The organism is Amycolatopsis sp. cg5 (assembly GCF_041346955.1).
Taxonomy (GTDB): Bacteria; Actinomycetota; Actinomycetes; order Mycobacteriales; family Pseudonocardiaceae; genus Amycolatopsis.
In genome coordinates this window covers 8,599,361-8,625,494 of the sequence record NZ_CP166849.1, presented here as the reverse complement: position 1 = coordinate 8,625,494, position 26,134 = coordinate 8,599,361, and the positions used below count along the sequence as shown (strand labels likewise).

The 26,134-nt window shown below is 66.8% G+C and carries 20 protein-coding genes and 1 tRNA gene; 12 read left to right on the top strand and 9 right to left on the bottom strand.

All coding sequences use genetic code 11. The features are described from left to right. The first annotated feature begins 10 nt into the window (after nucleotides 1-10). Nucleotides 11-7,162 (top strand): SdrD B-like domain-containing protein, encoded by a 7,152-nt coding sequence (locus tag AB5J62_RS39150; RefSeq protein WP_370945078.1) that lies wholly within the window; start codon nucleotides 11-13, stop codon nucleotides 7,160-7,162. 204 nt (nucleotides 7,163-7,366) lie between these two features. Here AB5J62_RS39150 and AB5J62_RS39145 read toward each other — a convergent pair whose 3' ends face one another. Further along, complete coding sequence (locus tag AB5J62_RS39145; RefSeq protein ID WP_370945077.1) at nucleotides 7,367-8,356, bottom strand: Dyp-type peroxidase; 990 nt, start codon at nucleotides 8,354-8,356, stop codon at nucleotides 7,367-7,369. A gap of 120 nt (nucleotides 8,357-8,476) precedes the next feature. On the opposite strand from AB5J62_RS39145, the gene AB5J62_RS39140 reads away from it, so the two are divergent. The 4 genes from AB5J62_RS39140 (at nucleotide 8,477) to AB5J62_RS39125 (ending at nucleotide 12,117) form a co-directional block, all read left to right on the top strand. Next, the gene (locus AB5J62_RS39140) at nucleotides 8,477-9,757 is read left to right on the top strand and encodes a nitrous oxide reductase family maturation protein NosD (RefSeq protein WP_370945076.1); all 1,281 of its coding nucleotides are present in this window, start codon (nucleotides 8,477-8,479) and stop codon (nucleotides 9,755-9,757) included. After that, nucleotides 9,754-10,443: a hypothetical protein gene (locus tag AB5J62_RS39135; RefSeq protein ID WP_370945075.1), complete on the top strand. Its 690-nt coding sequence runs from the start codon at nucleotides 9,754-9,756 to the stop codon at nucleotides 10,441-10,443. Before AB5J62_RS39140 ends, AB5J62_RS39135 begins: the two co-directional genes overlap by 4 nt. 24 nt (nucleotides 10,444-10,467) lie before the next feature. Beyond that, on the top strand, nucleotides 10,468-12,051 hold the full coding sequence (locus tag AB5J62_RS39130) for an alkaline phosphatase (RefSeq protein ID WP_370945074.1): 1,584 nt from the start codon (nucleotides 10,468-10,470) through the stop codon (nucleotides 12,049-12,051). Continuing rightward, nucleotides 12,042-12,117 (top strand) — tRNA-Thr (locus AB5J62_RS39125). Before AB5J62_RS39130 ends, AB5J62_RS39125 begins: the two co-directional genes overlap by 10 nt. 57 nt (nucleotides 12,118-12,174) lie before the next feature. Here the strand turns inward: AB5J62_RS39125 and AB5J62_RS39120 are convergent. After that, complete coding sequence (locus tag AB5J62_RS39120) at nucleotides 12,175-12,360, bottom strand: hypothetical protein (RefSeq protein WP_370945073.1); 186 nt, start codon at nucleotides 12,358-12,360, stop codon at nucleotides 12,175-12,177. Nucleotides 12,361-13,266: 906 nt separating this feature from the next. Between AB5J62_RS39120 and AB5J62_RS39115 the strand changes: the two genes are divergently transcribed. After that, entirely contained in the window at nucleotides 13,267-14,109 is an 843-nt protein-coding gene (locus AB5J62_RS39115; protein WP_370945072.1) for a PIG-L family deacetylase, read from the top strand. A 133-nt stretch (nucleotides 14,110-14,242) separates the two neighbouring features. Beyond that, a complete protein-coding gene (locus AB5J62_RS39110; RefSeq protein WP_370945071.1) occupies nucleotides 14,243-15,058 on the top strand; it encodes a PIG-L family deacetylase in 816 nt (271 codons plus the stop codon). Between the two features lie 73 nt (nucleotides 15,059-15,131). Here the strand turns inward: AB5J62_RS39110 and AB5J62_RS39105 are convergent, their stop codons facing one another. The 4 genes from AB5J62_RS39105 to AB5J62_RS39090 all read right to left on the bottom strand — a co-directional run bounded on the left by AB5J62_RS39105 (nucleotide 15,132) and on the right by AB5J62_RS39090 (nucleotide 19,087). Further along, on the bottom strand, nucleotides 15,132-15,512 hold the full coding sequence (locus tag AB5J62_RS39105; RefSeq protein WP_370945070.1) for a pyridoxamine 5'-phosphate oxidase family protein: 381 nt from the start codon (nucleotides 15,510-15,512) through the stop codon (nucleotides 15,132-15,134). A gap of 34 nt (nucleotides 15,513-15,546) precedes the next feature. Further along, nucleotides 15,547-16,311 (bottom strand): nuclease, encoded by a 765-nt coding sequence (locus tag AB5J62_RS39100; RefSeq protein WP_370945069.1) that lies wholly within the window; start codon nucleotides 16,309-16,311, stop codon nucleotides 15,547-15,549. Between the two features lie 208 nt (nucleotides 16,312-16,519). Next, nucleotides 16,520-18,214 carry an L-lactate permease gene (locus AB5J62_RS39095; protein WP_370945068.1) on the bottom strand — a complete coding sequence of 565 codons (1,695 nt, stop codon included), beginning with the start codon at nucleotides 18,212-18,214 and terminating at the stop codon, nucleotides 16,520-16,522. Between the two features lie 75 nt (nucleotides 18,215-18,289). Further along, on the bottom strand, nucleotides 18,290-19,087 hold the full coding sequence (locus AB5J62_RS39090; protein ID WP_370945067.1) for an IclR family transcriptional regulator: 798 nt from the start codon (nucleotides 19,085-19,087) through the stop codon (nucleotides 18,290-18,292). Nucleotides 19,088-19,666: 579 nt separating this feature from the next. On the opposite strand from AB5J62_RS39090, the gene AB5J62_RS39085 reads away from it, so the two are divergent. Together AB5J62_RS39085 and AB5J62_RS39080 are read left to right on the top strand one after the other, a co-directional pair. Further along, the gene (locus AB5J62_RS39085) at nucleotides 19,667-20,569 is read left to right on the top strand and encodes an NHL repeat-containing protein (RefSeq protein WP_370945066.1); all 903 of its coding nucleotides are present in this window, start codon (nucleotides 19,667-19,669) and stop codon (nucleotides 20,567-20,569) included. Continuing rightward, on the top strand, nucleotides 20,566-21,960 hold the full coding sequence (locus AB5J62_RS39080; protein WP_370945065.1) for a phosphocholine-specific phospholipase C: 1,395 nt from the start codon (nucleotides 20,566-20,568) through the stop codon (nucleotides 21,958-21,960). The genes AB5J62_RS39085 and AB5J62_RS39080 overlap by 4 nt, the downstream gene beginning before the upstream one ends. A gap of 59 nt (nucleotides 21,961-22,019) precedes the next feature. Here the strand turns inward: AB5J62_RS39080 and AB5J62_RS39075 are convergent, their stop codons facing one another. Genes AB5J62_RS39075 through AB5J62_RS39065 form a run of 3 tightly spaced genes read right to left on the bottom strand, consistent with a single transcriptional unit; the run spans nucleotide 22,020 to nucleotide 23,575 of the window. Further along, a complete protein-coding gene (locus AB5J62_RS39075) occupies nucleotides 22,020-22,424 on the bottom strand; it encodes a CoA-binding protein (RefSeq protein WP_370945064.1) in 405 nt (134 codons plus the stop codon). Between the two features lie 24 nt (nucleotides 22,425-22,448). Continuing rightward, a complete protein-coding gene (locus AB5J62_RS39070) occupies nucleotides 22,449-23,015 on the bottom strand; it encodes a hypothetical protein (RefSeq protein WP_370945063.1) in 567 nt (188 codons plus the stop codon). Nucleotides 23,016-23,071: 56 nt separating this feature from the next. After that, nucleotides 23,072-23,575, bottom strand: coding sequence for a VOC family protein (locus AB5J62_RS39065; RefSeq protein WP_370945062.1), 504 nt, complete (start codon nucleotides 23,573-23,575; stop codon nucleotides 23,072-23,074). Between the two features lie 299 nt (nucleotides 23,576-23,874). Between AB5J62_RS39065 and AB5J62_RS39060 the strand changes: the two genes are divergently transcribed. The 3 genes from AB5J62_RS39060 to AB5J62_RS39050 all read left to right on the top strand — a co-directional run bounded on the left by AB5J62_RS39060 (nucleotide 23,875) and on the right by AB5J62_RS39050 (nucleotide 26,115). Further along, nucleotides 23,875-24,456 (top strand): helix-turn-helix transcriptional regulator, encoded by a 582-nt coding sequence (locus AB5J62_RS39060; protein WP_370945061.1) that lies wholly within the window; start codon nucleotides 23,875-23,877, stop codon nucleotides 24,454-24,456. A gap of 91 nt (nucleotides 24,457-24,547) precedes the next feature. Continuing rightward, nucleotides 24,548-25,342: a 2-keto-4-pentenoate hydratase gene (locus tag AB5J62_RS39055; RefSeq protein WP_370945060.1), complete on the top strand. Its 795-nt coding sequence runs from the start codon at nucleotides 24,548-24,550 to the stop codon at nucleotides 25,340-25,342. After that, nucleotides 25,339-26,115 (top strand): 2-keto-4-pentenoate hydratase, encoded by a 777-nt coding sequence (locus AB5J62_RS39050; RefSeq protein WP_370945059.1) that lies wholly within the window; start codon nucleotides 25,339-25,341, stop codon nucleotides 26,113-26,115. Before AB5J62_RS39055 ends, AB5J62_RS39050 begins: the two co-directional genes overlap by 4 nt. The last annotated feature ends 19 nt before the right edge of the window (nucleotides 26,116-26,134 follow it).

Here is a 26,134-nt window from a genome sequence, read left to right as displayed (position 1 = left end):
GAGGCCAGTGTTGAGAAAGGCACTCGGGTTCGCGCTCGCGGTCGCCCTGGTAGGCGGTGGGACGGTGTTCGTCTCGTCCACGCCACAGGCGGCCGCTGATCCGGCGGATGGAACTCTCAAGGTGCGCGTCATTCGTGACGTCAACGGTAACGGTTCTTACGAAGCCGCGCTCGAAGTCGGAGTCGCGGGCATCGGGGTGACCGTGACCGCGCCGACGGGAGCGACCGCCACCGGGACGACCGCGGCCGACGGCACGGTCACCATCGACACCAAGGCATTGCCCACCGGCAAGTACCGGGTGGACACCAAGATCCCCGACTCGATGTCGTACCTGAAACCGGCGCCCGCCGGCAAGGGACTGTCCACGCTGACCTCCTTCGCGGACGTGTCGGGTGGCAAGGCGGTCGAGCTGACGGTCGGTGTCTGGAACCCCTCGGACTACTGCCAGTCCAACCCGACGCTGGTCACCAGCTGCCAGCGTGGCGCGCGGAAGAAGGACGGCAGCAGCAACGCCTCGCCGGGCGCTCGCTCGCTGGTGACCTTCCCGTACAACCAGCGCGGCAAGGACAACCCGACGCAGCTGGCCAAGCAGAGCGACATCGGCACGGTCTACGGCCTCGCGTACCGCAAGGAGGACAAGCGTCTCTTCTCGGGCGCTTTCGCCAAGCGGCTCGCCGAATACGGGCCGAAGGGCCAGGGCGCGATCTACGTGACCGCTCCGGGCGGCGCCACCAGCCTGTTCGCCACCGTGCCCAACGCGGGCACGACGGCGCACGCGATGGCGACCAGCATGGACGGGCCGTTCTTCGGCATCCCTGGCAAGCAGTCCCTCGGTGACGTGGACATCAGCGAGGACGGCTCGACCCTCTACGTCATCAACTTCAACGACAAGAAGCTCTACACCTTCGACGCGACCGCCGCGACGGCCGCCGCGCCCAAGGGGTCGTTCGCGATCCCGGCGACGGCCTGCCCCAACGCGGCCGACTGGCGCCCCGGCGCGCTGGCCGTGCGTGACGGCAAGGTGTACGTCGGTGGTGTCTGCTCGGCGCAGTCGTCGAAGAAGCTCACCGACCTCAAGGCCGTCGTGATGACGTTCGACGGCGCCGCGTTCAGCGCCCCGATCCTCACCAAGACGCTGGACTTCGAGCGCGGCTACGCGCTGGCCTCGCGCAAGCCCAGCAACCACTGGTTCCCCTGGACCGACAACTGGGACGACACCGGCGTCGAGGGCATCAAGCACGACACCTACCCGCAGCCGTTGATGACCGACATCGGCATCGAGAAGAACGGCGACCTGGTACTCGACTTCCGTGACCGGTTCGGTGACATGGGTGGCTCGAACATCCCCGCGCCCGACGGCTCCGGGGGCGAGAACTCGTCGATCGTCGGTGGCGACCTGAACCGGGTCTGCCGGCAGGCCAACGGCTCGTACGCCTGGGAGGGCGCGAGCGGCTGCCCGAACCACAACGACGGCAAGAACTTCGGCGAGCCCGCGAGCGTCGTGGAGTACTACCCCGGCGAGTACTGGGCGAACAGCGGCGGAGACATCCTGCACCAGGAAACCTCGCAGGGCGCACTGACGATGCTGTACGGCGAGACCCGCATGGCGAACACCGTGATGGACCCGATCAGCGTGCGTTCGGGTGGTATCGGCTGGTTCGGCCGTGAAGACGGCACGATGCAGAACGAGGACCACACGAACTCGTACCAGGTCAACACCACGGACAACGACCCGCTGGGTGACGGCTGGGGCAAGGCGAACGGCCTGGCCGACCTCGAGGCGCTGTGCGACCTCGCGCCGGTGCAGATCGGTAACCGTGTCTGGTTCGACACCGACGCCGACGGCGTGCAGGACGGCGACGAGCCTGCGGTGCCGGGTGTCAAGGTGACCGCGACGCCGTGTGCGGGTGGTGCGGCGCTGCCGGTGAAGACCACCGACGCCAAGGGTGAGTACTACTTCGGCACGGCGGACGGTCTCAAGGCCGAGACCTGCTACAACGTGAAGTTCGACTACTCGGCGGCTGACACGAGCAAGCTTCCGGGTGCTCCGGCGGCGGCGACGTTGAACTGGACCGCGAAGGAAGCGGGTGCCGACCGCTGCGTTGATTCCAATGTGGACCCGGCGACCAGCACCGCTGCGGTGACCGTCGGCAAGGCCGGTTCGGTCGACCACTGTGTCGACGGTGGCTTGACGGTCAAGCAGACCAACAAGCTGGGTGACTTCGTCTGGAATGACAAGAACGCCAACGGTTTGCAGGACCCGGACGAGCCGGGCGTGCCGGGTGTCAAGGTCACGTTGAAGGACGGCGCGGGCAAGGACCTGGGCAGCACCAACACCGGTCCCGACGGCAAGTACGTGTTCGACAAGCTGCCGGACGGCACCTACTCGGTGTGCTTCGACGTGGCGAACCTGCCGGACGCGGTCAAGGGTTACAAGCCGACCAAGCCGGACGCCGGTGACGACGCGAAGGACTCCGACGCGGACGCGGCCGGGTGCACCAAGACCACGGTGCTCGGGCCGGACAAACGCGACGATCCGACGCTGGATCTCGGTCTGGTTCCGCCGACCAACAAGCTGGGCGACTTCGTCTGGAACGACAAGAACGCCAACGGTGTGCAGGACGAGGGTGAGCCGGGCGTCCCGGGTGTCAAGGCGACGCTGAAGGACGGCGCGGGTGCGGTCAAGGGCACCACGACCACCGGTCCCGACGGCAAGTACCTGTTCGACAACCTGCCCGACGGCACCTACCAGGTGTGCTTCGACGTGGCGAACCTGCCCGACGCGGTGAAGGGCTATGTCCTCACCAAGGTCGACGCGGGTGACGACGCGAAGGACTCCGACGCGGCACTCGACACGGGTTGCACGAAGACGACCACTTTGGGCCCGGACAAGCGTGAAGACCTCACGCTCGACGCCGGTCTGGTCTCCGCGCAGAACAAGCTCGGCGACTACGTGTGGCTCGACACCAACTCCGACGGCGTCCAGGACGCCGACGAAAAGGGTGTTCCCGACGTCGTCGTGAAGCTCAAGGACGGCACGGGCAAGGAGCTGGGCACCACCAAGACGGGCCCGGACGGCAAGTACTTGTTCGACAAGCTGCCGGACGGCACGTACCAGGTCTGCTTCGACACGGCGAACCTGCCGGAAGCGGTCAAGGGCTACCAGCTGACCAAGGAAGGCGCCGGCTCGGACGACGCGAAGGACTCCGACGCCAACCCGACCACCGGCTGCACGCCGACCACGGTGCTGGGTCCGGACAAGCGTGAGGACCTCACGCTCGACGCCGGTCTCGTCGCCCCGATCGTCCCGAAGAACAAGCTCGGTGACTACGTCTGGGTCGACACCAACCGCAACGGTCTGCAGGACGACGGCGAGCCGCCGGTCAACGGCGTCAAGGTCATGCTGAAGGACGGTGCCGGCAAGGACCTGGGCACCACGACGACCGGCGCCGACGGCAAGTACGGCTTCGGTGACCTGCCGGACGGCACGTATCAGGTGTGCTTCGACATCGCGAACATGCCGGGTTACAAGTTCACTGACCCGAACAAGGGCGACGTGGCCAAGGACTCCGACGCCGACAAGGCGACCGGCTGCTCCAAGACCACCGTGCTGGGTGCGGACAAGCGTGAAGACCTCACGCTGGACGCGGGCCTGGTGTCGCCGTTGAACAAGCTCGGTGACTACGTCTGGATCGACAACAACCGCAACGGTTTGCAGGACGACGGCGAGCCGGGTGTCGAGGGTGTCAAGGCGACCCTGAAGGACGGCGCGGGTAAGGACCTGGGCACCACGACGACCGATGCCAATGGCAAGTACGGCTTCGGCGATCTGGTCGACGGCACTTACCAGGTGTGCTTCGACGTGGCGAACCTGCCTGCCGCGGTCAAGGGCTACACCCTGACCAAGGTCGACGCGGGTGACGACGCGAAGGACTCCGACGCCGCTGTCGACACCGGGTGCACCAAGACCACGGTCCTGGGCCCGGACAAGCGTGAAGACCTCACGCTCGACGCCGGTCTGGTGTCGCCGCTGAACAAGCTCGGCGACTACGTGTGGATCGACAAGAACGACAACGGTCTGCAGGACGACGGCGAACCCGGTGTCGAGGGCGTCAAGGCGACGCTCAAGGACGGCGCGGGCAAGCAGCTCGGCACGACGACGACCGACGCCAATGGCAAGTACGGCTTCGGGGATCTGGTCGACGGCACCTACCAGGTGTGCTTCGACATGTCCGCGCTCCCGGCGGCGGTGGCGGGTTACTCGCTGACCAAGGTCGACGCGGGTGACGACGCGAAGGACTCCGACGCCGACCCGGCGACCGGCTGCACCAAGACCACGGTGCTCGGCGCGGACAAGCGTGAGGACCTCACGCTCGACGCGGGTCTCGTCGCTCCGGTGGAGCCGAAGAACAAGCTCGGCGACTTCGTCTGGATCGACAAGAACGCCAACGGCGTCCAGGACGACGGCGAGCCCGGCGTCGAAGGCGTCACGGCGACGTTGAAGGACGGCACGGGCAAGGACTTGGGCACCACCAAGACCGACGCCTCGGGTAAGTACGGCTTCGGCGACCTGCCGGACGGCACTTACCAGGTGTGCTTCGACTTCGCGAACATGCCGGAAGCGGTCAAGGGCTACAAGCCGACCACGCCGAACCAGGGCGACCCCGCGAAGGACTCCGACGCGGACCCGTCGTCCGGCTGCACCAAGACCACCGTGCTCGACGCGGACAAGCGTGAGGACCTCACGCTCGACGCGGGTCTGATCGCACCGCCGCCGCCCGCGCTGAACCGGCTCGGCGACTACGTGTGGATCGACAAGAACAAGGATGGCTTGCAGGACGACGGCGAGCCCGGCGTCAAGGGCGTCGAGGTCGCGCTGAAGAACGCCGCCGGTGAGGAGCTCTCCACCACCCTCACCGACGACAACGGCAAGTACATCTTCGAAAAGCTGGCAGACGGCACCTACTCGGTGTGCTTCGACGTCAAGAACCTGCCCGACGCGGTCAAGGGCTACACCCTGACCAAGGTCGACGCGGGTGACGACGCGAAGGACTCGGACGCGGCGCTCGACACGGGCTGCACCAAGACGACGACATTGGGCCCGGACAAGCGTGAAGACCTCACGCTCGACGCGGGTCTGATCGAGCCGGTCAAGGTGCTGAACAAGCTCGGCGACTACGTGTGGATCGACAAGAACAACAACGGTCTGCAGGACGACGGCGAGCCGGGTGTCGAGGGCGTCACCGCGACGCTGAAGGACGGCGCCGGAGCGGTCAAGGGCACCACGAAGACGGACGCTTCCGGTAAGTACGGCTTCGGCGACCTGCCGGACGGCACGTACCAGGTGTGCTTCGACGTCAAGAACCTGCCCGACGCGGTCAAGGACTACACCCTGACCAAGGTCGACGCCGGTGACGACGCCAAGGACTCCGATGCCGACCTGGCGACCGGGTGCACCAAGACGACGACGCTGGGCCCGGACAAGCGTGAAGACCTCACGCTGGACGCGGGTCTGGTCGCGCCGCCTGCCGGTGCGTTCAAGCTCGGTGACTTCGTCTGGATCGACAAGAACGCCAACGGTCTGCAGGACGACGGCGAGCCCGGTGTCCCGGGTGTCACCGCGGTGCTGAAGGACGGCGCCGGCAAGGAGATCAGCTCGACGAAGACCGGTCCGGACGGCAAGTACGGCTTCGACAAGCTGCCCGCCGGTGAGTACGTGGTGTGTTTTGACATCGCGAACATGCCGGACGCGGTCAAGGGTTACACTCTGACCAAGGTCGACGCGGGTGACGACGCCAAGGACTCCGACGCCGACCAGGCGACCGGGTGCACCAAGCCGGTCAAGCTGGGCCCGGACAACCTGACGCTCGACGCCGGTCTGGTCGAGCCGGAGAAGCCGGTCTTCAAGATCGGTGACACGGTGTGGATCGACACCAACGGCAACGGCCTGCAGGATCCGGGCGAGCCGGGGGTCAACGGGTTCACGGTCACCTTGAAGACGCCGGACGGTGACAAGAAGACCACCACCGACACCGACGGCAAGTACGTGTTCGCGAACCTGCCCGCGAGCGAGTACACGGTGTGCTTCGACTTCAAGAACATGCCGGAGGCGGTCAAGGGGTACACCCCGACCAAGCCCGACGCCGGTGATGACGCGAAGGACTCCGACGCCGACCCGGCGACCGGATGCACGAAGCCGGTGAAGCTCGGTCCGGACAACATGACCGTCGACGCGGGTCTGGTGCCGCCGGTCAAGCCGGAACCGAACAAGGTCGGTGACTTCGTCTGGAACGACAAGAACGGCAACGGGATCCAGGATCCCGACGAGCCGGGTGTTCCGGGTGTCGGTGTGGTGCTGAAGGACTCCGGCGGCAAGGAAGTCACCAAGACCACCACCGGACCTGATGGCAAGTACCTGTTCCCGCAGGTTCCGGACGGCACGTACACGGTGTGCTTCGACATCAAGAACATGCCTGAGGCCGTGAAGGGTTACATCCCGACCGACCAGGGCAAGGGCGACGCGGGCAAGGACTCCGACGCCGACCCGTCGACCGGATGCTCCAAGCCGGTCACCGTCGGGCCGAACAAGCGCGAAGACCTGACCATCGACCTCGGTGTGGTCAAGCCGACCAACAAGATCGGTGACTTCGTGTGGCTCGACAAGAACGACAACGGCATCCAGGACCCGGGCGAGCCCGGCGTCAAGGACGTCACCGTGGTTCTGAAGGACAAGGATGGCAAGGAGATCTCGAAGACCACCACCGGTCCCGATGGCAAGTACTTGTTCCCCAAGCTGCCTGACGGCACCTACATGGTGTGCTTCGACATCAAGAACCTCCCGTACGACGTGAAGGGTTACACCCTCACCGCCCCCAACAAGGGCGAGGCCGGGAAGAACTCCGCAGCCGACCAGACCACCGGCTGCACCAAGACCGTCACGGTCGGCCCCGACAAGCGTGAAGACCTCACGCTCGACGCGGGCTTGCTCGGCGGACACGAGAACCCGCAGGAACCCGGTACCCCGGGTACGAGCAACCCCAAGGGCCCGCTGGCGAAGACCGGCTTCAGCGCCGCGCTTCCGCTGGGTATCGGTTCCCTGATCCTGCTCGCGGGTATCGCCTTCCTGATCATCGCGGCTCGCCGCCGCAAGGAAGACGGCTAAGGGCCCGGGATTTAGCGGGCTTTATCCCCCGGGATAAAGCCCGCTAAACTCCCTGGGATAAAGCCCGCTTTATCCCAGCCCAGCTCAAAAGGGGTCGTGAGTGGTACCGCCGGTTCTAACCGGCCAAACCACTCACGACCCCTTTTGTGTCGGTGCCGGAAGGTAAACTGGATACCGGGGGCGGCGGCCCGCCCTCAGGCCTGCTCAGGCTCCCAGCGCCCGCTCGGCGGTGAAGCCGGGCAGCACGTAGAACGCCGCCGAGGCCGTGGTCGTGGCGAAGCGCAGCAGCGCGTCCCCGTCCGCCATCCGGTACGCGGTGTTGACGAAGGTCCGCAGTTCCCGCTGGAACGAGATGAACAGCAGCCCGCGATCGTCGCCGCCGTTGTCGTAGTTGTACGACCGCCGCAGCATCGTCGGCACGCCTGCCGACATCGGATGCGCCCACCGCACATGCGCGTCGGCCGGGATCAGGTACTGCCCGTCCGGGCTCTTCGCGCTCAGGTCGACCTCGTCGCCGCCCGAAAGCGGGCGCCCGTCGTCCTTGCGCCGCCCGAAAACCCGCTCCTGCTCTGGCACCGGCCGCGCCAGGAAGTCCGCGACGCGCAGCCGCATCCGCCGCACCACGGCGATCGTCCCGCCGCCGTCGAGCCAGACCTCGCGCGCGGGTTCCGTCGGCCCGACGATGCCGTCGACGAACCCGAGCATGTTCCGCGCCGGACCGGCCGAAGTGGACGGTCCGCGGAACGCGTTCTGCCGCCACCGCAACGTTCCCCGGCCGAGCAGTCCGGACGCCAGCGAGACCGAAAGCGGGTCCTCTCCGCACACCTGCACCAGCAGATCCCCGCCACGCGAAGACGCCGGCACCTGGTCGCCGGGGAATTCCGGCAGCTCGCCGACCTGGGAAGCCAGCCGCGGCCCCAGCCCGATCGTCACGGTGAGGTCGTCCAACGGCATCCCGGCGAGCGCCGGATTCCGCCGCAGCGCCCCGATTTCCTTGCCGAGCGCGCCTGCGTCCAGCTCGGCGACGTCCCACACGGAGACGTCGCAATGCCGCTGCGCGGGCGTGACGACACCGGCCTGGTGCGCGCCGTACGGGTCCACGACGGTGGAGACCGCGGGCGCGGCGGCGCACCCGGCGGCGAGTGCCGCGGTTCCCGCCCCGAGCAGCAGGTGACGCCGCGAGATCGCATTCACATCCGTATTCTCCACATCGCCCCGGCGTTACCCAACCGGGCGACGAGAAATCCCTATTTCGGGTGACACTGCTGGCAGAGATGACGGCTCTCGCGTAGCGAAGACCTACTGTCCTTGCTCGTGCGTCGCAAACTTTGCCTGGTGCTGGCCCTCGTGCTCGGCACCGCCTCCTGTTCGGGGACCCAGGTGCGTCCCGAGTCGGGCACGATCCGGGTGCCGCAGAACGCGAAGACGATCACCGAGGCCGTCGACGCCGCCCACGACGGCGACCTCATCCTCGTCGATCCGGGTGTGTACAAGGAATCCGTCCGGATCAAGACGCCCAACGTGACCCTGCGCGGCACGAAACGCGGCGGCGTGGTCATCGACGGTGAGGTCCGCCGCGCGAACGGCATCGTGGTCACCGCGGCGGGCGTGACCGTCGAGAACCTGACCGTCCGCAACCACACGCTCAACGGTGTCCTCTTCACCGGGCTCAGCGACGGCAACGGCGGCCTCGCCAGGGGCAGCGACGGCTACCACAAGCTCGACCCGAGCGCTTTCCCGCCGCTGCAAGGGTTCCGCGTCTCGTACGTGACCGCGTCCAACAACGCGCTGTACGGGATCTACGCTTTCGACGCGCAGCACGGCGTCATCGAGGACAGTTACGCCTCCGGCAGCGCCGACTCCGGGTTCTACGTCGGCCAGTGCAAGCCGTGCGACATCGTCGTCCGCCGCAATGTCGCCGAGCGCAACGCGGTCGGCTACGAGGGCACCAACGCCTCGGGTGACATGTTCGTGCTGGGCAACAGGTTCTCGGGGAACCGGGTCGGCATGACGTCCAATTCGGACTATCAGGAAGCATTCGTACCGCAGGAAAACGCGACCATCGCGGGAAACCTCGTCACGCACAACGCCGAACCCGCGTCGCCGGCGCAGGCCGACGGCGCGTTCGGGCTCGGCATCGGACTCGCGGGCGGACGCGGGAACATGCTGCTGCGCAACAGGGTCAGCGCGAACCCGTCGACCGGGCTCGCGCTCGGCTCCAGCGAAGACCTGCCGCCGCAGGACAACAAGGTGCGGGCGAACGTGATCACCGGCAACGGCGTCGACTTCGCCTACACCGCGTCCACACGATCACCTGGCACCGAGAACTGCTTGCAGGACAACGAAATCGGCACCAGCCGCCCGGAAGACCTGAAGACGTGCGCGACCGGTCCCGGTGTTCCGCTGCCCAAGGTCGCCGCGCCGCGCGGAGTGCCGTTCACCGAGGTCGCCCCGCCGCCCGCGCAGCCTGACCTGCCCGACGCCGCGACCGCGCCCGCGAAACCCGCGCGCGGCCTGCCGGGCAAGATCGACCTCGCCGCGGTCGTGGTGCCTTCCGAAGACCTGTTCGCCGACCGATCGGCGGTCCGCTCGTGAAACGCGCCATCGTACTCGTCGCGCTCCTGCTCGCCGGATGCGCCGAAGCGCCGCAGCCACGTTCACTGTCCACAGGGGAGGCCGAACGCCTCGCGCTGGTCCGGTTCACCAACTACACGGCCAAAAGCGCCAAGTTCACCGCGGGCATCCCCAGCCCCGGCGGCAAACTGCTGCTGACCGGCCGGATCGATTTCGTCGACCACCTCGGCTACGCGGCGATGCGCACCGAGGGCCGTGACGACCCGACGAGCGCGGGCCTGCTGCAGTGGAACCTCAGCACGCTGGCGTACCTGACCGACCCGGCCACCGAGCCGGTCGACCCGCCGCCGGACGGCGATTGGCAGATCAGGAAGTTCCAGGAAGCCGGTTCCGAGATCGACGGCGCGCTGCGGCTGCTGGTCAACCTCGCCGCCGACCGCCCGGACAACGCCCAGCTGCTGCAACAGAGTTCGGCGCGCTGGCTGCGCAAGGACACCGTCGAAGGCGTCGATGTCGACGTGCTGGAAGGCCCGCAGCAGGCAGGCAAAACCCCGTCGGCCGACGGGGCGCGGGTGCGGTACTGGGTCGACGCGGACGGCCACCTCAAGCGTATCGAGGCGCGCCTCGGAGATCAGCGGGAGTTCGCGAAATTTGACATTTTGGGGACCGCTCCGACGGTTGCCGTGATCCCGCCGTTGGCCCCATGATCGAGCGCTATGGGGAAATCATCGTTGAGCCGACGCACCGTCCTGCTCGCCGCCGGAGCCACGGTCGCCGTCGCACTGCCAGGTAAGGCCGAAGCCGCGACACCCGCGTTCGCGCACGGTGTCGCCTCAGGCGATCCGCTCCCGGATTCCGTGCTGCTGTGGACCAGGGTCACGCCGAGCCCGGACGCGACACCGGGCTCCGGTGCGGGCCCGGCGGCCGAGGTCGGCTGGGAGGTCGCCGCCGACGCCGGCTTCCGCCGGATCGTCGCGTGCGGCCGGGTCCGCACCGGTCCCGACCGCGACCACACGGTCAAGGTCAGCGCCGACGGCCTGCGCCCGCACACCGGTTACTTCTACCGCTTCACCTTCCGCGGCCAGTGCTCACCGGTCGGCCGCACCCGCACCGCGCCCCGGCACAACGCCGACGTCGACCGCCTGCGCTTCGGCATGGTCTCCTGCGCGAACTGGCACGTCGGCTACTTCGGCGCGTACCGCTACCTCGCCGAGCGCGACGACCTCGACGCCGTCATCCACCTCGGCGATTACATCTACGAGATGGCGGGCGACGCGACCGCGTTACGCCAAAGCCTGCCGCCGCACGAGCTCGAGACGCTCGCCGACTACCGCGTGCGCCACGCGCTCTACAAGTCCGACCCGGACGTCCAGCGCATGCACGCGAGGCACCCGATGATCGCCACCTGGGACGACCACGAAGCCGCGGACGACGCCTGGTCCGGCGGTTCGCCGTCGCACGACCCCGCGACCGAGGGCGACTGGGCCGTCCGCAAGGCCGTCGCGCACCGCGCCTATTTCGAGTGGATGCCGGTCCGCAACGCGGGCGAGCGCCTCTACCGCCGCCTGCGCTTCGGCAAGCTCGCCGACCTCACGATGCTCGACCTGCGCAGCTACCGCACCCAGCAGCCGAAGGCGCCAGGCGAGAACCCCGAGGGCACCATCCTCGGCGCCGAGCAGCGCGAATGGTTCCTCGACGGGCTCGTGCACAGCCGCGCGACCTGGCGCCTGGTCGGCAACTCCGTGATGATCAGCCCGCTCAAACTGCCCACGCTGCCCGACCCCCGTGCCGCCACGGCGCTCCGGACGCTGCTCGCCGACCAGCCCCAGCTCCCGACCGCCGACACGGACATCTGGGACGGATACCTCGCCGATCGCAGGCGCGTACTCGACACTCTCGACGCGCACGGCATCACCGACACGGTGTTCCTGACCGGCGACATCCACACCTCGTGGGCCAACGACGTCCCGCTCGAGTCCGGCCGCTCGGTCGCCACGGAGTTCGTCTGCACCTCGGTCACCTCGGACAACTTCGACGAGCTGTTCAAGGTCCCGCCGCGGACCGCCTCACTCGCCATCGAGGCCGAACTCCGCAGGCTCAACCCGCACACCCGGTACGTGGAACTCGACTCACACGGACCCTGCGTGGTCGAGGTGACACCCGCCGCGACCCAAGTGGACTGGTACTACCTGCTCGACAAGAAGAACCCGGACTCGGCGCTGCGGCACGGCGCGTCCTACAAGACGCTGCTCGGCGACGCCCACGTCCAGCCTGCGCAAGCCCTAGATATACTGAGCCCGGTCACGCCGGTATAGCTCAGTTGGTAGAGCACCTGTCTTGTAAACAGGAGGTCAGGGGTTCGAGGCCCCTTGCCGGCTCCACTCGGAAGAGTCCGCTTACGAAGCGCTCCCGCATCGCCACGATGCGGGAGCTCTTTGCTACCAGCGTTTGCGCTTGGCCGGCTTGGCGTCCTCATGGGGCGTGAAGCTCGGCCACTCGCCGCTGCCGCCCAGCAGGTCGTCCAGGGTCACCGGGGACTTACGGCCCCTGGCCTGCTGCTCGTTTTGCGCTCGTGTGGGTGACTCTTCGTCTGGCTTTTCGCCGAGACCTGCCTGTACAGTCACGGACGTTCTCTACCTTTCTGGTTAACCGCAAAGAGGCAGTGGACAATCACGCGGCCCTCTGTGTCAGCAGGGGGCCGCGTACTGCGTTCCCCGGGGTAAAGGCGCTACCCCGATCAGCCCATGATGGCGAAGATCGTCCTATGCCGAGCGAATAAGTGATGGGTTCAGCGGCGAGCGGTACGCCTCGGTCGTTAAACGGCCGGGTGAGGTTCGTTGGTAACGGATTGTCACACCGGTATCCCGGTGATCGAACCACGTTCAACGGCGCTTCCTTGCCCTTTCGGGCGGCTGATCGTCCACTCAGCGGTACCCCTTCGGCCGGGTCCGCCGCAGCTCGGGCCAGGTGCGGGGTGCGGTAGTGCCGAGCTGATCGCCGACAATCGATCGAGGGCCGAAATATCTTAACCCCGCACGGGGGTGGAGCAAGATGCTCACTATCCGTTCACTCGATCGAGTGACGCGAGTGTCCGTTTCGGCCGGATACCCACCCTGGGTCGTACCGCTCCACGGACGTGCCATGGCGCTTTTGTTCACGATCAAGAATCGCGTTCGCATAACAACGGAAATGCAATTCGAGAAATCAATTCCTTGGATCGCCGGATAATGACCCGCTCAGATCAGCCAGAGGTGTCGTCGTTGCCTCTTGTGAGTGATCTCGCAGGGATGTAACGAGGGGCCTGTCCTTGGCGATCACCTGACCAGGTGCGCATCCAGGTGAGATGGCTACAGGTGGCCACGGATCGTGGGTAGAGTGTCACCTAGAAGGGGTGTGTTGGGTTAGAGGGTGACGTTGGCTCCTGGGGTGACAAAGAGCCAGGCGCTCCCTCACAATTCGTTAGCTCTTCTTCGGTGCTGGGTGAATAAGTTTTTGCTCAATCGATTCGAATCCTTACTAGGAGCTTGGCTGTGACGACGACGCTCAGTTTCATCGCGCACCAGGACGACGACCTGCTCTTCATGAACCCGGACATCGCCTCGGACATCCAGGCGGGCTCCGAGGTCTGGGTCGTCTACCTGACCGCGGGTGACGTGGGGCCGCCCGACGCCGCGCACCCCGACCGCAAGGTCTGGGGCGCGGACTACGCGGACCTGCGCATCCAGGGTGTGCGCGACGCGTACGCCCGCGCGGCCAAGGTCGCCAACTCCTGGGAGTACGCGCCGATCTGGGTCGACGGCAGGCAGATCGCGACGAACACGCTGAACGGCGTCAACCTGCGACTGGTCTTCCTCTACGTCCACGCCGCCGAGGCCTCCGACAAGGGTGACCTCTACCGGATGCTGGCGAACCCGTCGTTCGTCGCCAACCCCATCGACGGCAGGCCCGGCTACACCAAGGCCCAGTTCACCTCGATGCTGCACGCGCTGATCGTCAGGGCCGACCCCGACTTCATCCGCACCCAGAGCACCATCGGCCACCGCATGCGCAGGCCGGACAACACCGTCGACCACATCGACCACACCGCGGCCGCGATCCTGGTCGCCGACGCGTGCGTGGACGGCAACCACAACACGCTGGTCCGCCGCGACGAGTACCACTGCTACTGCATCGCGGACTGGGAAGACAACGTCTGGGGCTACTGGCGCGACGAGAAGACCGCCATCTGGTCCAAGTATCTGCCGCACGACCCCGAGCTCAACGCGAGCTCGTGGTTCGAGGTGATGGGGAAGCAGTACCGGCCCAACGACCGCATCTTCGAGCCCGGCACGCCTTGGGTGCCGCCGTCCGACTATGTGAGTTACTGGGCGTGACGAATCGCGCAGGGTCCCCTCACGATTCGGCTCAGCTTCTTGAGTATCGAGGGGATCTTGCCTTCACTTGTCGAAACAAGTCCTGCGGGCCCTGGTAACCCGTCGGATTCAGCCGCTTACTAGGAGCTTGGCCGTGTCGAAGACGATCAGTTTCATCGCACACCAGGACGACGACCTCCTTTTTATGAACCCGGACATCGCCTCCGATGTCCAGGCGGGCTGGGAAGTGTGGATCGTCTACTTGACCGCGGGTGAGGTCGCGTACAAACCGGGTCGCACGCACTGGGGAATGGACTACGCGGACCTGCGCATCCAGGGCGCGCGTGCCGCGTACGCCCGCGCCGCGAAGGTGGCCAACTCCTGGGAGTACGAGCCGCGCACCTTCGCCGGGCGCCAGGTCGCGACCAACCGTCTCAACGGGACGAACGTGCACCTCGTGTTCACCTTCATCCACGCGGCGGAAGGCGCCGACAACGGCGATCTCTACCGGATGCTGCACAACCCGTCGTTCGTCGCCAAGCCGATCGACGGCAGGCCCGGGTACACGAAGACCCAGTTCCAGGCGATGCTCAAGTCGATCATCACCACGGTGAACCCGGACTTCATCCGCACGCAGAGCACCATCGGGCACCGGGAGATCGACTCGAACGGCAACCCCGACCACATCGACCACATCTCGGGCGCCATCCTCACGGCCAACGCCGCGGTCAACAACCAGAACAAGACGCTGCTCAGGCGCGACGAGTACCAGAACTACATCATCGCCGAGTACGAAGAGAACGTCTGGGGTTACTGGCGCGACGAGAAGAGCGCCATCTGGGACCAGTACTGGCCGAAGGACCCGGAGCTGCAGCCGTGGTCATGGCAGAACGTCATGGGCAGGCAGTACCGGCCGGAGGGGCGGATCTTCTTCCCCGGCACGCCATGGGTGCCACCGGGCGACTTCTGAGCCTGACCGAAAGCGGGATGTCCCTTGCCGGGGCATCCCGCTTTTTCAGTGGGCAGGTTTCACAGGGCGGTCTTCATTGCGCGACGCCGGCGAGCAGCCAGCGCGTGACCGGGATTTCGAACAGCACCCGGCCGGTGCCCGCGTACGGTTTCCCGATGTCCCAGCCGTCGTACTTCGCGGCGAACGCGTCGACGATCCGCGCCGGGAAAGCGGTGGTGTGCGCCGTCGCGACTCCCTCCGCGACAACGGGCGCGATGCCGTCCTCCAACGCCAGCGAGACCCGTGGATCTCGCCGTATGTTGCGATGTTTGACGCTGGTTTCGAGCACGCAGACCCACCACGCGGTGTCGAACACGAACCACACGGGGGTCAGGTGCGGTGACCCGTCCGGCCGCGAGGTGCACAGCCAGGCGTTGTCTTCACGGTCCAGTCGCTTCAGCACGGTTTCGTCCACAGCGGTGATCTTGCGACCTCCAGTGGACTCGAGGTCAACCCTCGAGGAAGACGATCCGTTCCGGTTCGGTGGTCACCTTGAGCGTCTGCCGCTTGACCTCGACCAGTGTCGCGAACTCCGTCGACTGGCCGTCCGGGACGGTGAACAGCCGGTCGTCGCGGGTGTCGACGTACTCGTGGAACGCGGCGAGCGAAACGCCGCCCGTTTCGTCGAGGCCGAGATAGTCGACCAGGCGCCGGAACAGTTTCGGCATGATCACCTGCGTGTCGCTCAGCTGTTTGCGGCTGCGGAGCCGGAAACCGGCATTCGTCGTGTCATCCGCCCAAAGTCCCGTTCCCGCTTCGCGCGCGGCGACGGCCGCGTCCGACAACGCCTGGCGCAGATCGACGAAAAGCAGTGAATAGAAAGTGGGGTAGACCAGCCCTTCATTCGTCAGCACGTAGTTCGCCGACGACTTCAAACCCTTCGCGTCGAGGTACACGGAGCTGCCGTCGACCGAACGGCCCGGCCGTTGCCCGGGGAACGCGAAAGCGACCGCGCGGCCGTATTTGTCGGCGAACTTGGTGAGGATGTGACCGGAGACCTGGTCAGGGGTCGACGAGGTGACGATGCCCCGTTCGTTGCGCACGACCTTGGTGAAACCCAAGTAGGACAAGAGTCTTTCCGACGCCGCACCACCCCATTCCGGAGGTTGGTGCCACATTCCGCCGTGATTCTGCGCCTGGTAGTGGGTTTCCAGCGCGTCGATCGCGTCGAGCCGCAACTGCATTCCGCCGCGCACGTTCAGGCGGACTTTCATGTCCTTCGGTATCGCCGACGGATCATCCGGATAAAAACGTACCGAGTCCCCATCGGGAGAGGCACCGACGATCTGGAACGTACCTTTGAGCAATGTGAGTGGCATGAAGCAACGGTAAGTCGGCCGTCGCGGGAGCCAAGGCGATATTCATCCGTCTGGCCCAGTCACAAATTGGTGACCGGGCCAGAACGGAATGGTGAACCGCGCGCTAACTCGGGATCATGAACGACAGGATCGTCGCCTGGAGCAGGGAGATCACGCCGACCACCGCGGTCAGCGCGATCGACCAGAAGAACGTCTGCCGCAGCAGTGAGCCTTCCTTGCCGCTTTGGCCGATGGCCGTCGCGCCGATGGAGAGGTTCTGCGGCGAGATCATCTTGCCCATCACGCCACCGGAGGTGTTGGTGGCGCCCGCGAGCACCGGGTCGATGTGCAGCTGCTGCGCCGAGATGACCTGCATCGGCCCGAACAGGCTGTTCGTCGACGCGTCCGAACCGGTGAGGAACACGCCGAGCCAGCCGATGTAGGCGGAGAACAGCGGGAACAGCACGCCGGTCGTGGCGAGCGCGAGGCCGAGTGTCTGCGTCGCGCCCGAGTAGTTCATCACGAAGGCGATCGCCAGGATCATGAAGATCGTGGCCAGCGCCCAGCGCATCTGGAACAGCGTCTTCCGGTAGGTCTGCACCAGCAGTCCCGGCCTGGCGCCCATCGCGAAACCGGCGATGATCGCCGCGGTCAGCGCGACCGTTCCCGGTGAGAACAGGAAGTCCACGGTCAGCTTCGCCGCGTACGGGGTGTTCTTCGGGGTGATCGGCGCGTGCTGGATCACCTGGTTGTGCAGTCCGGGCCAGGCGAACACCCAGTCGGCCTTGTGCAGCAGCTTCGACAGATCCAGCCAGGTCGGCAGGTTCTTGAAGATGGTGCCGATCCGGGACAGGAAGATCGCCAGAATCAGGATGATGTACGGCATCCAGGCGTACAGCGCGCCGCGTTCGACCTTGGCGGCGCCGACGCTCTGTCCTGAATGCGCTTTCACGGGCTCCTCGCCATCGAACCGCCAGACCGTCTTGGGCTGCCAGAACCGGGTGAGGATCCACAGCGCCGCCATCGCGGCCAGCGCCGCGAGCACGTCGACCAGGCTCGCGCTGATGAAGTTCGACGCCACGAACTGCATGGCGGCGAACGCCAGCCCCGCGGTGAGCACGGCCGGCCAGACCTCGACCATCCGCTTCCACCCGGCGAGCACCACGACCAGGAATGCCGGGACGATCAACGCCAGCACCGGCAGCTGACGGCCGACCATCGCGGAGTACAGCTCGGTCGCCTGCTCCGGCGACTTGCCGATGATCGGCGCGGTCAGCCTGCCCAGCACGATCAGCGGATTGCCGAGCCCGCCGAACGCCACCGGCGCGGTGTTCGCCAGCAACGCCAGCACGACCGCCTTCACCGGCGGGAAGCCGAGCGCCGCCATCATCGCGGCGGTGATCGCGATCGGCGAGCCGCCGCCCGCGATGCCTTCGAGCAACGCGCCGAAGCTGAACGCGATCAGCAGTGCCTGCAGCCGCCGGTCTTCACTGAACCCGGCGAGCACTGCCTTGATGCTGTCGAACCGTCCGGTCGCGACGGTCACGTTGTGGAAATAGACCGCGTGGAAGGCGATCCAGGCGACCGACCACACACCGAAGACCAGGCCCATCGCCGCCGAATCGAAGGCGAGCCCGATCGGCATCTTGTACAGCAGCAACGCCATGCCCAGTGCGGTCACCAGCGCCAGCGCCGCCGAAAGGTGCGCCGACCGGCGTAGCACGCCGAGCGCCACCAGCAGCACGATGATCGGCAGCGCCGCCAGCAGCGCGGAAACCCACAGTCCGCCAGCCGGTTGATAATCCTGGACCCAGCCCACGATCAACCCCTTTGTCTCGCAGGACGACGGCCTTTACCGTCGTTTTTTGTTCTGGTAGCGCTTTCTCGTCAGCGCTTACACGGCGACCGGGACGTGCCCCAGCCGTCGTGAGAGCTCGGCGGCGCCGGCGGCGACAGTCGCGCCGAGCTCTTCGATGCGCCGGAGCACGCGTGACGCGGGCCCGGCGATACTGATCGCGGCCACCGGCTGCCCCGAGTGGTCGCGCACCGCGGCTGCCACGCAGCCGACGTCCGGTTCGTTCTCCACCTCGTCGACCGCCCAGCCGCGCCGGTTGGTCGTGGCCAGCTCGGCGAGCAGGTGGGCGTGGTTGACGATCGTGTTGCTGGTCAGGCTTTCCAGCGTCATCCGGCGGACCCGGTCGACCCGGTCCATCTCGGGCAGCGCGGCCAGCCAGGCCTTGCCGAGCGAGGTCGCGTGCTGCGGCCGCCGGGTGCCGAGGCGGCAGGCGAGCGTGACGGCGTTGGCGCTGCGCTCGGTCGCGACGTAGACCATCGCGTCGTTGTCCGGCACCGCGAGATAGGTCGTCTCGCCGGAGCGCTCGGCGAGCGCGGCGAGATAGCGCGGGGCGCACCGGTGCAGGTCGGTGGCCGACATGGCGCGTACCCCGAGCTCGACCAGTTTGGTGCCGAGCCGGATCCGGCCGGTCACGTGATCTGCTTCGAGGTAGTCGAGATTCTTCAACGTGCCGACGATGCGGTACGCGGCGCTGCGCGAAAGGCCCAGTTGCCTGGCTATCGCGTTCGTGGAAATCTCCTGGCATTGACCGACGTGCTCGAGCACGGCGAGGCCGCGTTCGAGGGTGCCGCTGGTTTCCAGGCCGCGTTGCTCGGTGTTCAGGACCGTGCCCTCCATCGATCTAACACCTCACCTTTCTTTTGGTAATCCCGTTCAGCGGTAACCATTTCCGCTAGGCGGGGTTGAAAAGTAACACCTCCGACCTTTGGGGGGAAGATGTCGAGCCGAATGGACCGCCGGGTCGGAGTGGTCCTGGTCTGAATGGTTGAACCTCTGACCAATTTTCGACGTGATCTTGCCGCGACGTGTTCCCAGCGTTACCTGTGCTGGGCCGTACGGGGGAGGCTCTTTGACGGGCCGTCAGTTACCGGCCGTGGAACAGTTCCTGAACATGGTCACCGACCGACTTCCGTCGCTGGACTTGATCGAACCAGCACGGTGATCCTGTGCGACGTGGCGACAAGTGGCACCTTGCGCGGCAGTGCCGCGTCCGTCGAACAGGGAGAGTCGATCACTTTCACCTACTCGACGCCGACCGAAACCGTGACCCCCAAGAACTGGGTCGGAATCTATGCCGATCCGGGAAATGGTCCGGTTGACCAGAAATACGTGGGACCTTCGAATCTTTGGCAGTATGTCACCTTGGCGAGCGGGACGGTCACTTTCAGCAGTGGTTCGCTCGCGGCCGGTGATTTCGTGGCTTTCTACCTTTCCGACGACGGCTACAGCTGGCTCGCCGATCCGGTGAAGTTCGCCGTCCGCCCGACCCCGCAGACCCAACCGCCGGTGTTCCGCTCCGCGTTCGGCTGCGCGGGCGCAGGCCCCGGCCAGTTCTCGCGGCCCGCCGGTCTCGCGGTCGACCCGATCGGCCAGGTGTGGGTCGCCGACACCGGCAACGACCGCGTGCAGGGCTTCAACCGCGACGGCAGGCTCGTACGCGTGCTCGCCGGGCGGCTCAAGGCGCCCGAAGCGGTCGCCGTCGACAGCGCGGGCAACGTCTTCGTCGCCGACACCGGCAACAACCGGGTCGTGGAGTACTCGTGGTGGGGCGGTTTCGTCCGCGAGTTCGGCGCCGGGGTGCTGGAGAACCCGCGCGGCGTCGCGGTCGACGCGCAGGGCACGGTCTACGTGTCCGACACCGGGCATCAGCGGGTCGCGCGGTTCAACGGGCAGACCGGGGCGCAGCTCGCGCCGATCACGGAGAAGATGAGCTCGCCGCAGGGCATCACGGTCGACGCGGCAGGCGACGTCTGGGTCACCCAGAACGGCAGGCTGGCCAACGGCGACGTCGCCGTGGTGCGTTATTCGCGCGACGGCAAGGTGATCAGCTCGCTCGGCTACGGCCAGAGCAGCGAGTTCGGCGGACTGTCCAATCCGGCCGGTATCGCGATCGACACCGGGGGCAACGCGTTCGTCACGCAGCCCGATTTCGGCTGGGTGTCCCAATTCCGGACAGCGGGGCCGTTCCGCGCGGAGTTCGGGTTGGACGGTCAGGGCGCGTTGCGGTTCCCGCAGGGCATCGCGGTCGACGCGCAGGGCCGGATCTTCGTCGCCGACACCGGGAACAGCCGGGTCGTCCACTTTGGAGTCGTCAAGTGACCGAACCGGAACTCACCCGCCGCCGGGTACTCGGCGCCGCCGCCGCTGCCGCGCTGGGCTCAGTGGTGCTGCCGCCCAACGTCCGCAAGGCGCTGGCCGACACGTCCTCGGTGCGGCCGGGGCGGCTGAAGGACATCAAGCACTTCGTCATCCTTATGCAGGAGAACCGGAGCTTCGACCACTACTTCGGCAAGCTCGCCGGTGTCCGTGGCTTCGCCGACCCGACGGCGATGAAGCTGCCGAACGGCAATTCGGTGTTCCAGCAGCCGTATTCGGGCCATCCGGACGGTTATCTGCTGCCGTTTCGGTACAACACGGGCAAGACCAGCGCGCAGGCCACACCGGGGCTGCCGCACAACTGGTCGGATCAGCACGCCGCGTGGAACAACGGGAAGATGGACAACTGGATCCCGGCCAAGGGCGCCAAGACCATGGCGTACTACGACCGCGAGGACATCCCGTTCCACTTCGCGCTGGCCGAGGCGTTCACCGTCTGCGACAACTACCACTGCTCGGTGCTCGGGCCGACGAACCCGAACCGGCTGTACATGTGGACCGGCTGGATCGACCCGCAGGGCACCGCCGGCGGGCCGGCGAACACGAACTTCATGTCGTCGGACAACCCGGTGCTGAAGTGGAAGACCTACCCGGAGCGGCTCACCGACGCCGGCGTCAGCTGGCGGATCTACCAGGAAGAGGACAACTACGACGACAACTCGCTGGCGTGGTTCCGGCAGTTCGCCGATGCGCCGAAGTCGTCTCCGTTGTATTCGGGCGCGATGGTGAAGAAGTCGGCAGGCTGGTTCGAGCACGACGCCCGCAACGACAACCTGCCGGCGGTGTCGTGGCTGGTGGCGCCGTCCGCGCAGACCGAGCATCCGAACTGGATGCCCGCGGCAGGCGCGCAGTACATCGCGTCCAAGATCGACGCGATCGCGTCGAACCCGGATGTCTGGGCGAAAACGGCGTTCATCCTGACCTACGACGAGAACGACGGCTACTTCGACCACGTGCTGCCGCCGACCCCGCCCGCCGGGACGCCGGACGAGTTCGTCGGCGGGGTGCCGATCGGCCTCGGCTTCCGGGTGCCGACGATCGTGGTCTCGCCGTGGACGGCAGGCGGCTATGTCTGCTCGAACACGTTCGACCACTCGTCGCTGATCCGCCTGCTCGAGCAGCGCTTCGGAGTCCCCGAGCCGCACATCAGCGCCTGGCGCCGCTCGGCCGTCGGCGACCTGACGGCGGCGTTCCGGTTCAACCGGCCGCCGTCACCGTTCCCGCACCGCGCCGACCTCGGCTACGCGTCGACGGTCGCCAAGCACCGTGCCGCCCAGGAGCAGGTGCGGGACAACCCGGCCCCGACCGTCCCCACCGGCCCGCAGCGGCTTTGACCAGCCCGTGATCAAGCGGGCTTTGTCCTGGGAAGAGAACCGGGACAAAGCCCGCTCGGTCACGGCTTGGTGATGCGGGCCAGCGTGCGCACGACCGCGGTGCAGCGGTCTTCGATGTAGGTCAGGCCGGCCGATTCGGCGATCCGCCTTGCCTCGGCCGAGACGATGTCCTGTTGCAGCCACAGGGTCTTCGCCCCGATCGCCACCGCCTGCTTCGCGATCTCCGGCGTGAACTCGGCCGGGCGGAAGACGTCGACCAGGTCGACCGGCTCCGGAATGTCGGTGAGCGAGCGGTAGACCTTCTCGCCCAGCAGCTCGTCGGCGTCCGGGTTGACCGGGATGATGCGGAAACCGGCCTTCTGCAGTTGCACGGCCACCCCGTGTGATGCCTTAGCGGGGTTGCGGCTCAGCCCTACGACGGCGATCGTCTTCGCGTCGGTCAATGCCTGCTCAGCGAGGTCCATGCCTTGTTAAACGCTAGGAGCCTCTCAAAGCTTCCATAGGCGCAGCCCGCGCACCCGATAGACGGGCCAGATCACGTGCCAGGGCTTACGACGTAGGAAAGCCGCTGAGCAGGTGAGGATATTGCGCGCCGAGGTCGTCGCGACCTCCTGACGGTCCTGCCAGACCGCGCCAGGCTGGCCGACAGCGATCCGGAACACGGTCAGCAGCCCACGACCCTGCATGTCGTACTTCGCGCCGGTGTCGCCGGAATCCGGCCGCAACGCGGTGATCTCGTTGCCGAAGACGCGCCACGGTTCCTCGCCCGACGGCACGTCGCGCACGCTGCCGACGGTGACCTTGCCGTACATGCGCTTCGCGTACCGGCTCAGCAGCAGGCGTTCCCACAGCGGCAGGAGCCGCCTGTGCGCGAGCAGCGAGACACATTCGGCGTGCCCGCCGGAGAAGATCGCGGCGAGGTCGTCGTAGGCGGTGTTGGCGGCCGGTTCGTTGAGGTGCAGCCGCACTTCGTAGCGGGCTCGCGCGGTGAGTTCGTCCAGGTGCTCACGGTGATCGAGCCTGGCCTTCGCACGGGATCGGGACCAATCCGACATGGGTCTCCTCACTGTTGGCCGACAGGCTAGGCGAGGAGGCCGCGCAGCGGGAGTGCTCAGCCGATCTTCTCGCCGTACATCTCACCCAGCGGGTCGGAGATCAGCTCGACGCGCACACCGTCCGGGTCGGCGAAGTAGATCGACGAGTCGCTCTCCAGCTGATAGTCGACGCCTGCCTGGTCGAGCCGATCCTTGAGCTCGGCCCAGCGGTCGGGATAGACGGACAAAGCCAAATGGTGCAATCCGCCTAGAACCTCGGCATAAGGACCGAGATCAAGTCCGGGCAGATCGAAAAATGCGACCGCGTTCCCATTGCCCACATCGAAGAAGAAATGACTCGAACCCGGGTAGTCGCGATTCTCGAAAAGCTCCGTGAGCGGAAATCCGAGCAGCCCTTGATAGAACTCGATCGTCCGCTCCACATCGCCGGAGATCAGCGCCGTGTGGTGGATCCCGCGCCCGGGAGTGGGTGGACGCTCACCCGACGGCTTGAGATGCCGCTCCCGGATGTCGTCGCGCGCCTCGCTGAGCTGGGTGACTGTGGCTTCGTTCAAGGTCATGAAAAGAACGGTACCCGCAAAGTATCTCGCGCGCAAGATGTTTCTGCGCGAGCAGGTTGGGTCCACTGGATGGTCCATCGCGACTACTCAACTCAACAAGACGTTCACCACTACGCACTATGAACGCCTTCTTTAGACCCTCGTGCCGGGCGCTAGTGCGGTCGTATAATCACAGTGTGTCGTCGGCCTGGCCCTTTACTGGACGTCTTGATGAGGTTCGCCGCATCAAGACGCTTATCAGCGAGGGAAATTCCGGTGGTCTGGTCCTTTCCGGACCCCAGGGAGTCGGCAAGAGCAGGTTGGTCACCGAGGCCGTCCGCGGCTACGAATGCCGCAAATTCACCTCGGTCGCCGGCCCGGACGAGCTCACGGCGCGGGCCAGAGGTGACAAACTCGTGGTCATCGCGGACGACGCGCACCTGCTGGACGCGGCCTCCGTCGAGGCTCTGCTCCACCTCATCCACAGCGACCACAAGGCTTTCGTTCTCGCGACAGTGCGTACTGAACCGGGCGGTCTGGTACCGGTTCCCGCGCTGTGGGCGGACGACCTCGTCGAGCGGGCCGACGTGCTGCCGCTCACCCTCGCCGAAGTGCGCCGGCTGGTCACCGCCGTCTTCGACTACAACGTCGGCGTCGCCACCCTGCGCCAGTTGTATCGCACCGCGCAGGGAAACCTGACGCTGATCGGGGAGCTGCTCGTGGCCGGGAGAAGCGCCGGGCTGAGCCCGCTGGAATGTGAAATCGCCGAGCACGCCGCCGCCGGATTGAGCCTGGACGCCATCGCCGAACGCATGGGCACCACCAGCGGCGCGGTCGACGGCCATATGAAGGCCATTTATCGCAAACTCGGCGTCGAGCAGATCCGGCCGACCTGGTCTTGAGTTTTCACCCCCGGCGAAGGCGAAATGTTCCGTGCCGGTCAGTGGTACGACCGTCTTGTGCTGACCGCGTTCTGCCAGCAGAGTGCGCAGCGTGGAAGCCACAATCCTGCAGGCGGCGGCCGCCTGCCTCGAACGCGCCTATGAGACCGGCAAACCGGTACCGCCACTGATCGACACGTACCCGGACCTCACGCTGGAAGATTCTTACCGCATCCAGCAACGCGTCGTACGTGGCTGGGTGGAGCGCGGCGACACGGTGCGCGGCCACAAGGTCGGCTTGGCCTCGGTCGCCATGCAGCGCCAGTTCGGCGTCGACCAACCCGACTACGGCCACCTCACGGCGAGCATGTTCCACCTGGAACACCAGCCCATCCCGGCCGACCGCTTCCTCCAGCCCCGCATCGAGCCCGAGATCGCCTTCGTACTCGGCGCCGAGTTACGAGGTCCAGGCGTCACGGTCGCCGACGCCGCCCGTGCGGTCGACTTCGTGCTGCCCGCACTCGAAATCGTCGACTCCCGCATCAAGGACTGGCAGATCTCGATCATCGACACCATCGCCGACAACGCCTCCTCCGGCGGCGTGGTGCTCGGCAGCACCCCGACCAAGCTCGGCGACGTCGACCTCCGCCTCGCCGGCTGCGTGCTCCACTCCGGCGGCGAGGTCGCCGAGACCGGCGCGGGCGGCGCGGTACTCGGCTCCCCGATCAACGCACTGGTCTGGCTCGCCAACACGGTCGGCCCGCTCGGTGTGTCCCTGCAGCCCGGCCACGTGGTGCTGCCCGGCTCGATGACCAAGTCGATCCCGGTGTCGCCAGGCGACACGGTGGTCGCGACGATCGCGGGACTCGGCAGCGTCACCGCGGTGTTCTCCGGAGGTACGCGATGAGCCTGGGTGTGTCCGAGGCAGCCACGACGCTGCTGGCTTCCGTGGACGCGGCGGCCGCCCGCGAGCCACTCACGAAGTCCTGGCCCGAGCTCGACGTCGCGACCGCGTACGCGATCCAGGACGAGTCCCTGCGCAAACGCCGAGTCCGCGGCGAAACCCTGATCGGCCTCAAACTCGGCCTCACCTCCCGCGCGAAGCAACTGCGCATGGGCATCGACTCACCACTGCTCGCCTGGCTCACCGACGCGATGGTCCTTCCGGCAGGCGTGCCCGTCCCACTCGGCGGCCTGATCCACCCCCGCGCCGAGCCCGAGATCGCCTTCGTCATGGGCAGGCGCCTTTCCGGCCCCGGCATCACCGCGGCAACGGCCTTGGCCGCCGTCGACCGCGTCCACGCCGGCATCGAGATCATCGACAGCCGCTTCGAGGACTACAAGTTCACCTTGCCCGACGCGGTCGCCGACAACGGTTCCTCGGCCCTCTTCGGCATAGGCCCGGTAGGCGTCCGGCCCGAAAAGCTGGACCTGTCCCTCGAAGCCTGCCTGCTCGAAGTCGACGGCCAAGTGGTCGACACCGCGACCGGCGCCGCCGTCCAAGGCCACCCCGGCGAGGCGCTCGCCTTGGCCGCGAACGCGCTCGCCGCCCGCGGCCTCGCCATCGAGCCGGGCTGGCTCATCCTCACCGGCGGCATGACCGACGCCGTCCCGCTCACCCCCGGCGCCCGGGTCGCCGCCCACTTCTCGAACCTGGGCTCGGTCACCCTGTCCGCTTGACGGGACACCTGTCCCAACC

Excerpts from the sequence above, each read along its gene's own strand:
- AB5J62_RS39070 (WP_370945063.1), bottom strand. The coding sequence starts at position 23,015 with ATGTCGGATTGGTCCCGATCCCGTGCGAAGGCCAGGCTCGATCACCGT.
- AB5J62_RS39090 (WP_370945067.1), bottom strand. The coding sequence starts at position 19,087 with ATGGAGGGCACGGTCCTGAACACCGAGCAACGCGGCCTGGAAACCAGC.
- AB5J62_RS39050 (WP_370945059.1), top strand. The coding sequence starts at position 25,339 with ATGAGCCTGGGTGTGTCCGAGGCAGCCACGACGCTGCTGGCTTCCGTG.
- AB5J62_RS39100 (WP_370945069.1), bottom strand. The coding sequence starts at position 16,311 with ATGAAAGTCCGCCTGAACGTGCGCGGCGGAATGCAGTTGCGGCTCGAC.
- AB5J62_RS39065 (WP_370945062.1), bottom strand. The coding sequence starts at position 23,575 with ATGACCTTGAACGAAGCCACAGTCACCCAGCTCAGCGAGGCGCGCGAC.
- AB5J62_RS39075 (WP_370945064.1), bottom strand. The coding sequence starts at position 22,424 with ATGGACCTCGCTGAGCAGGCATTGACCGACGCGAAGACGATCGCCGTC.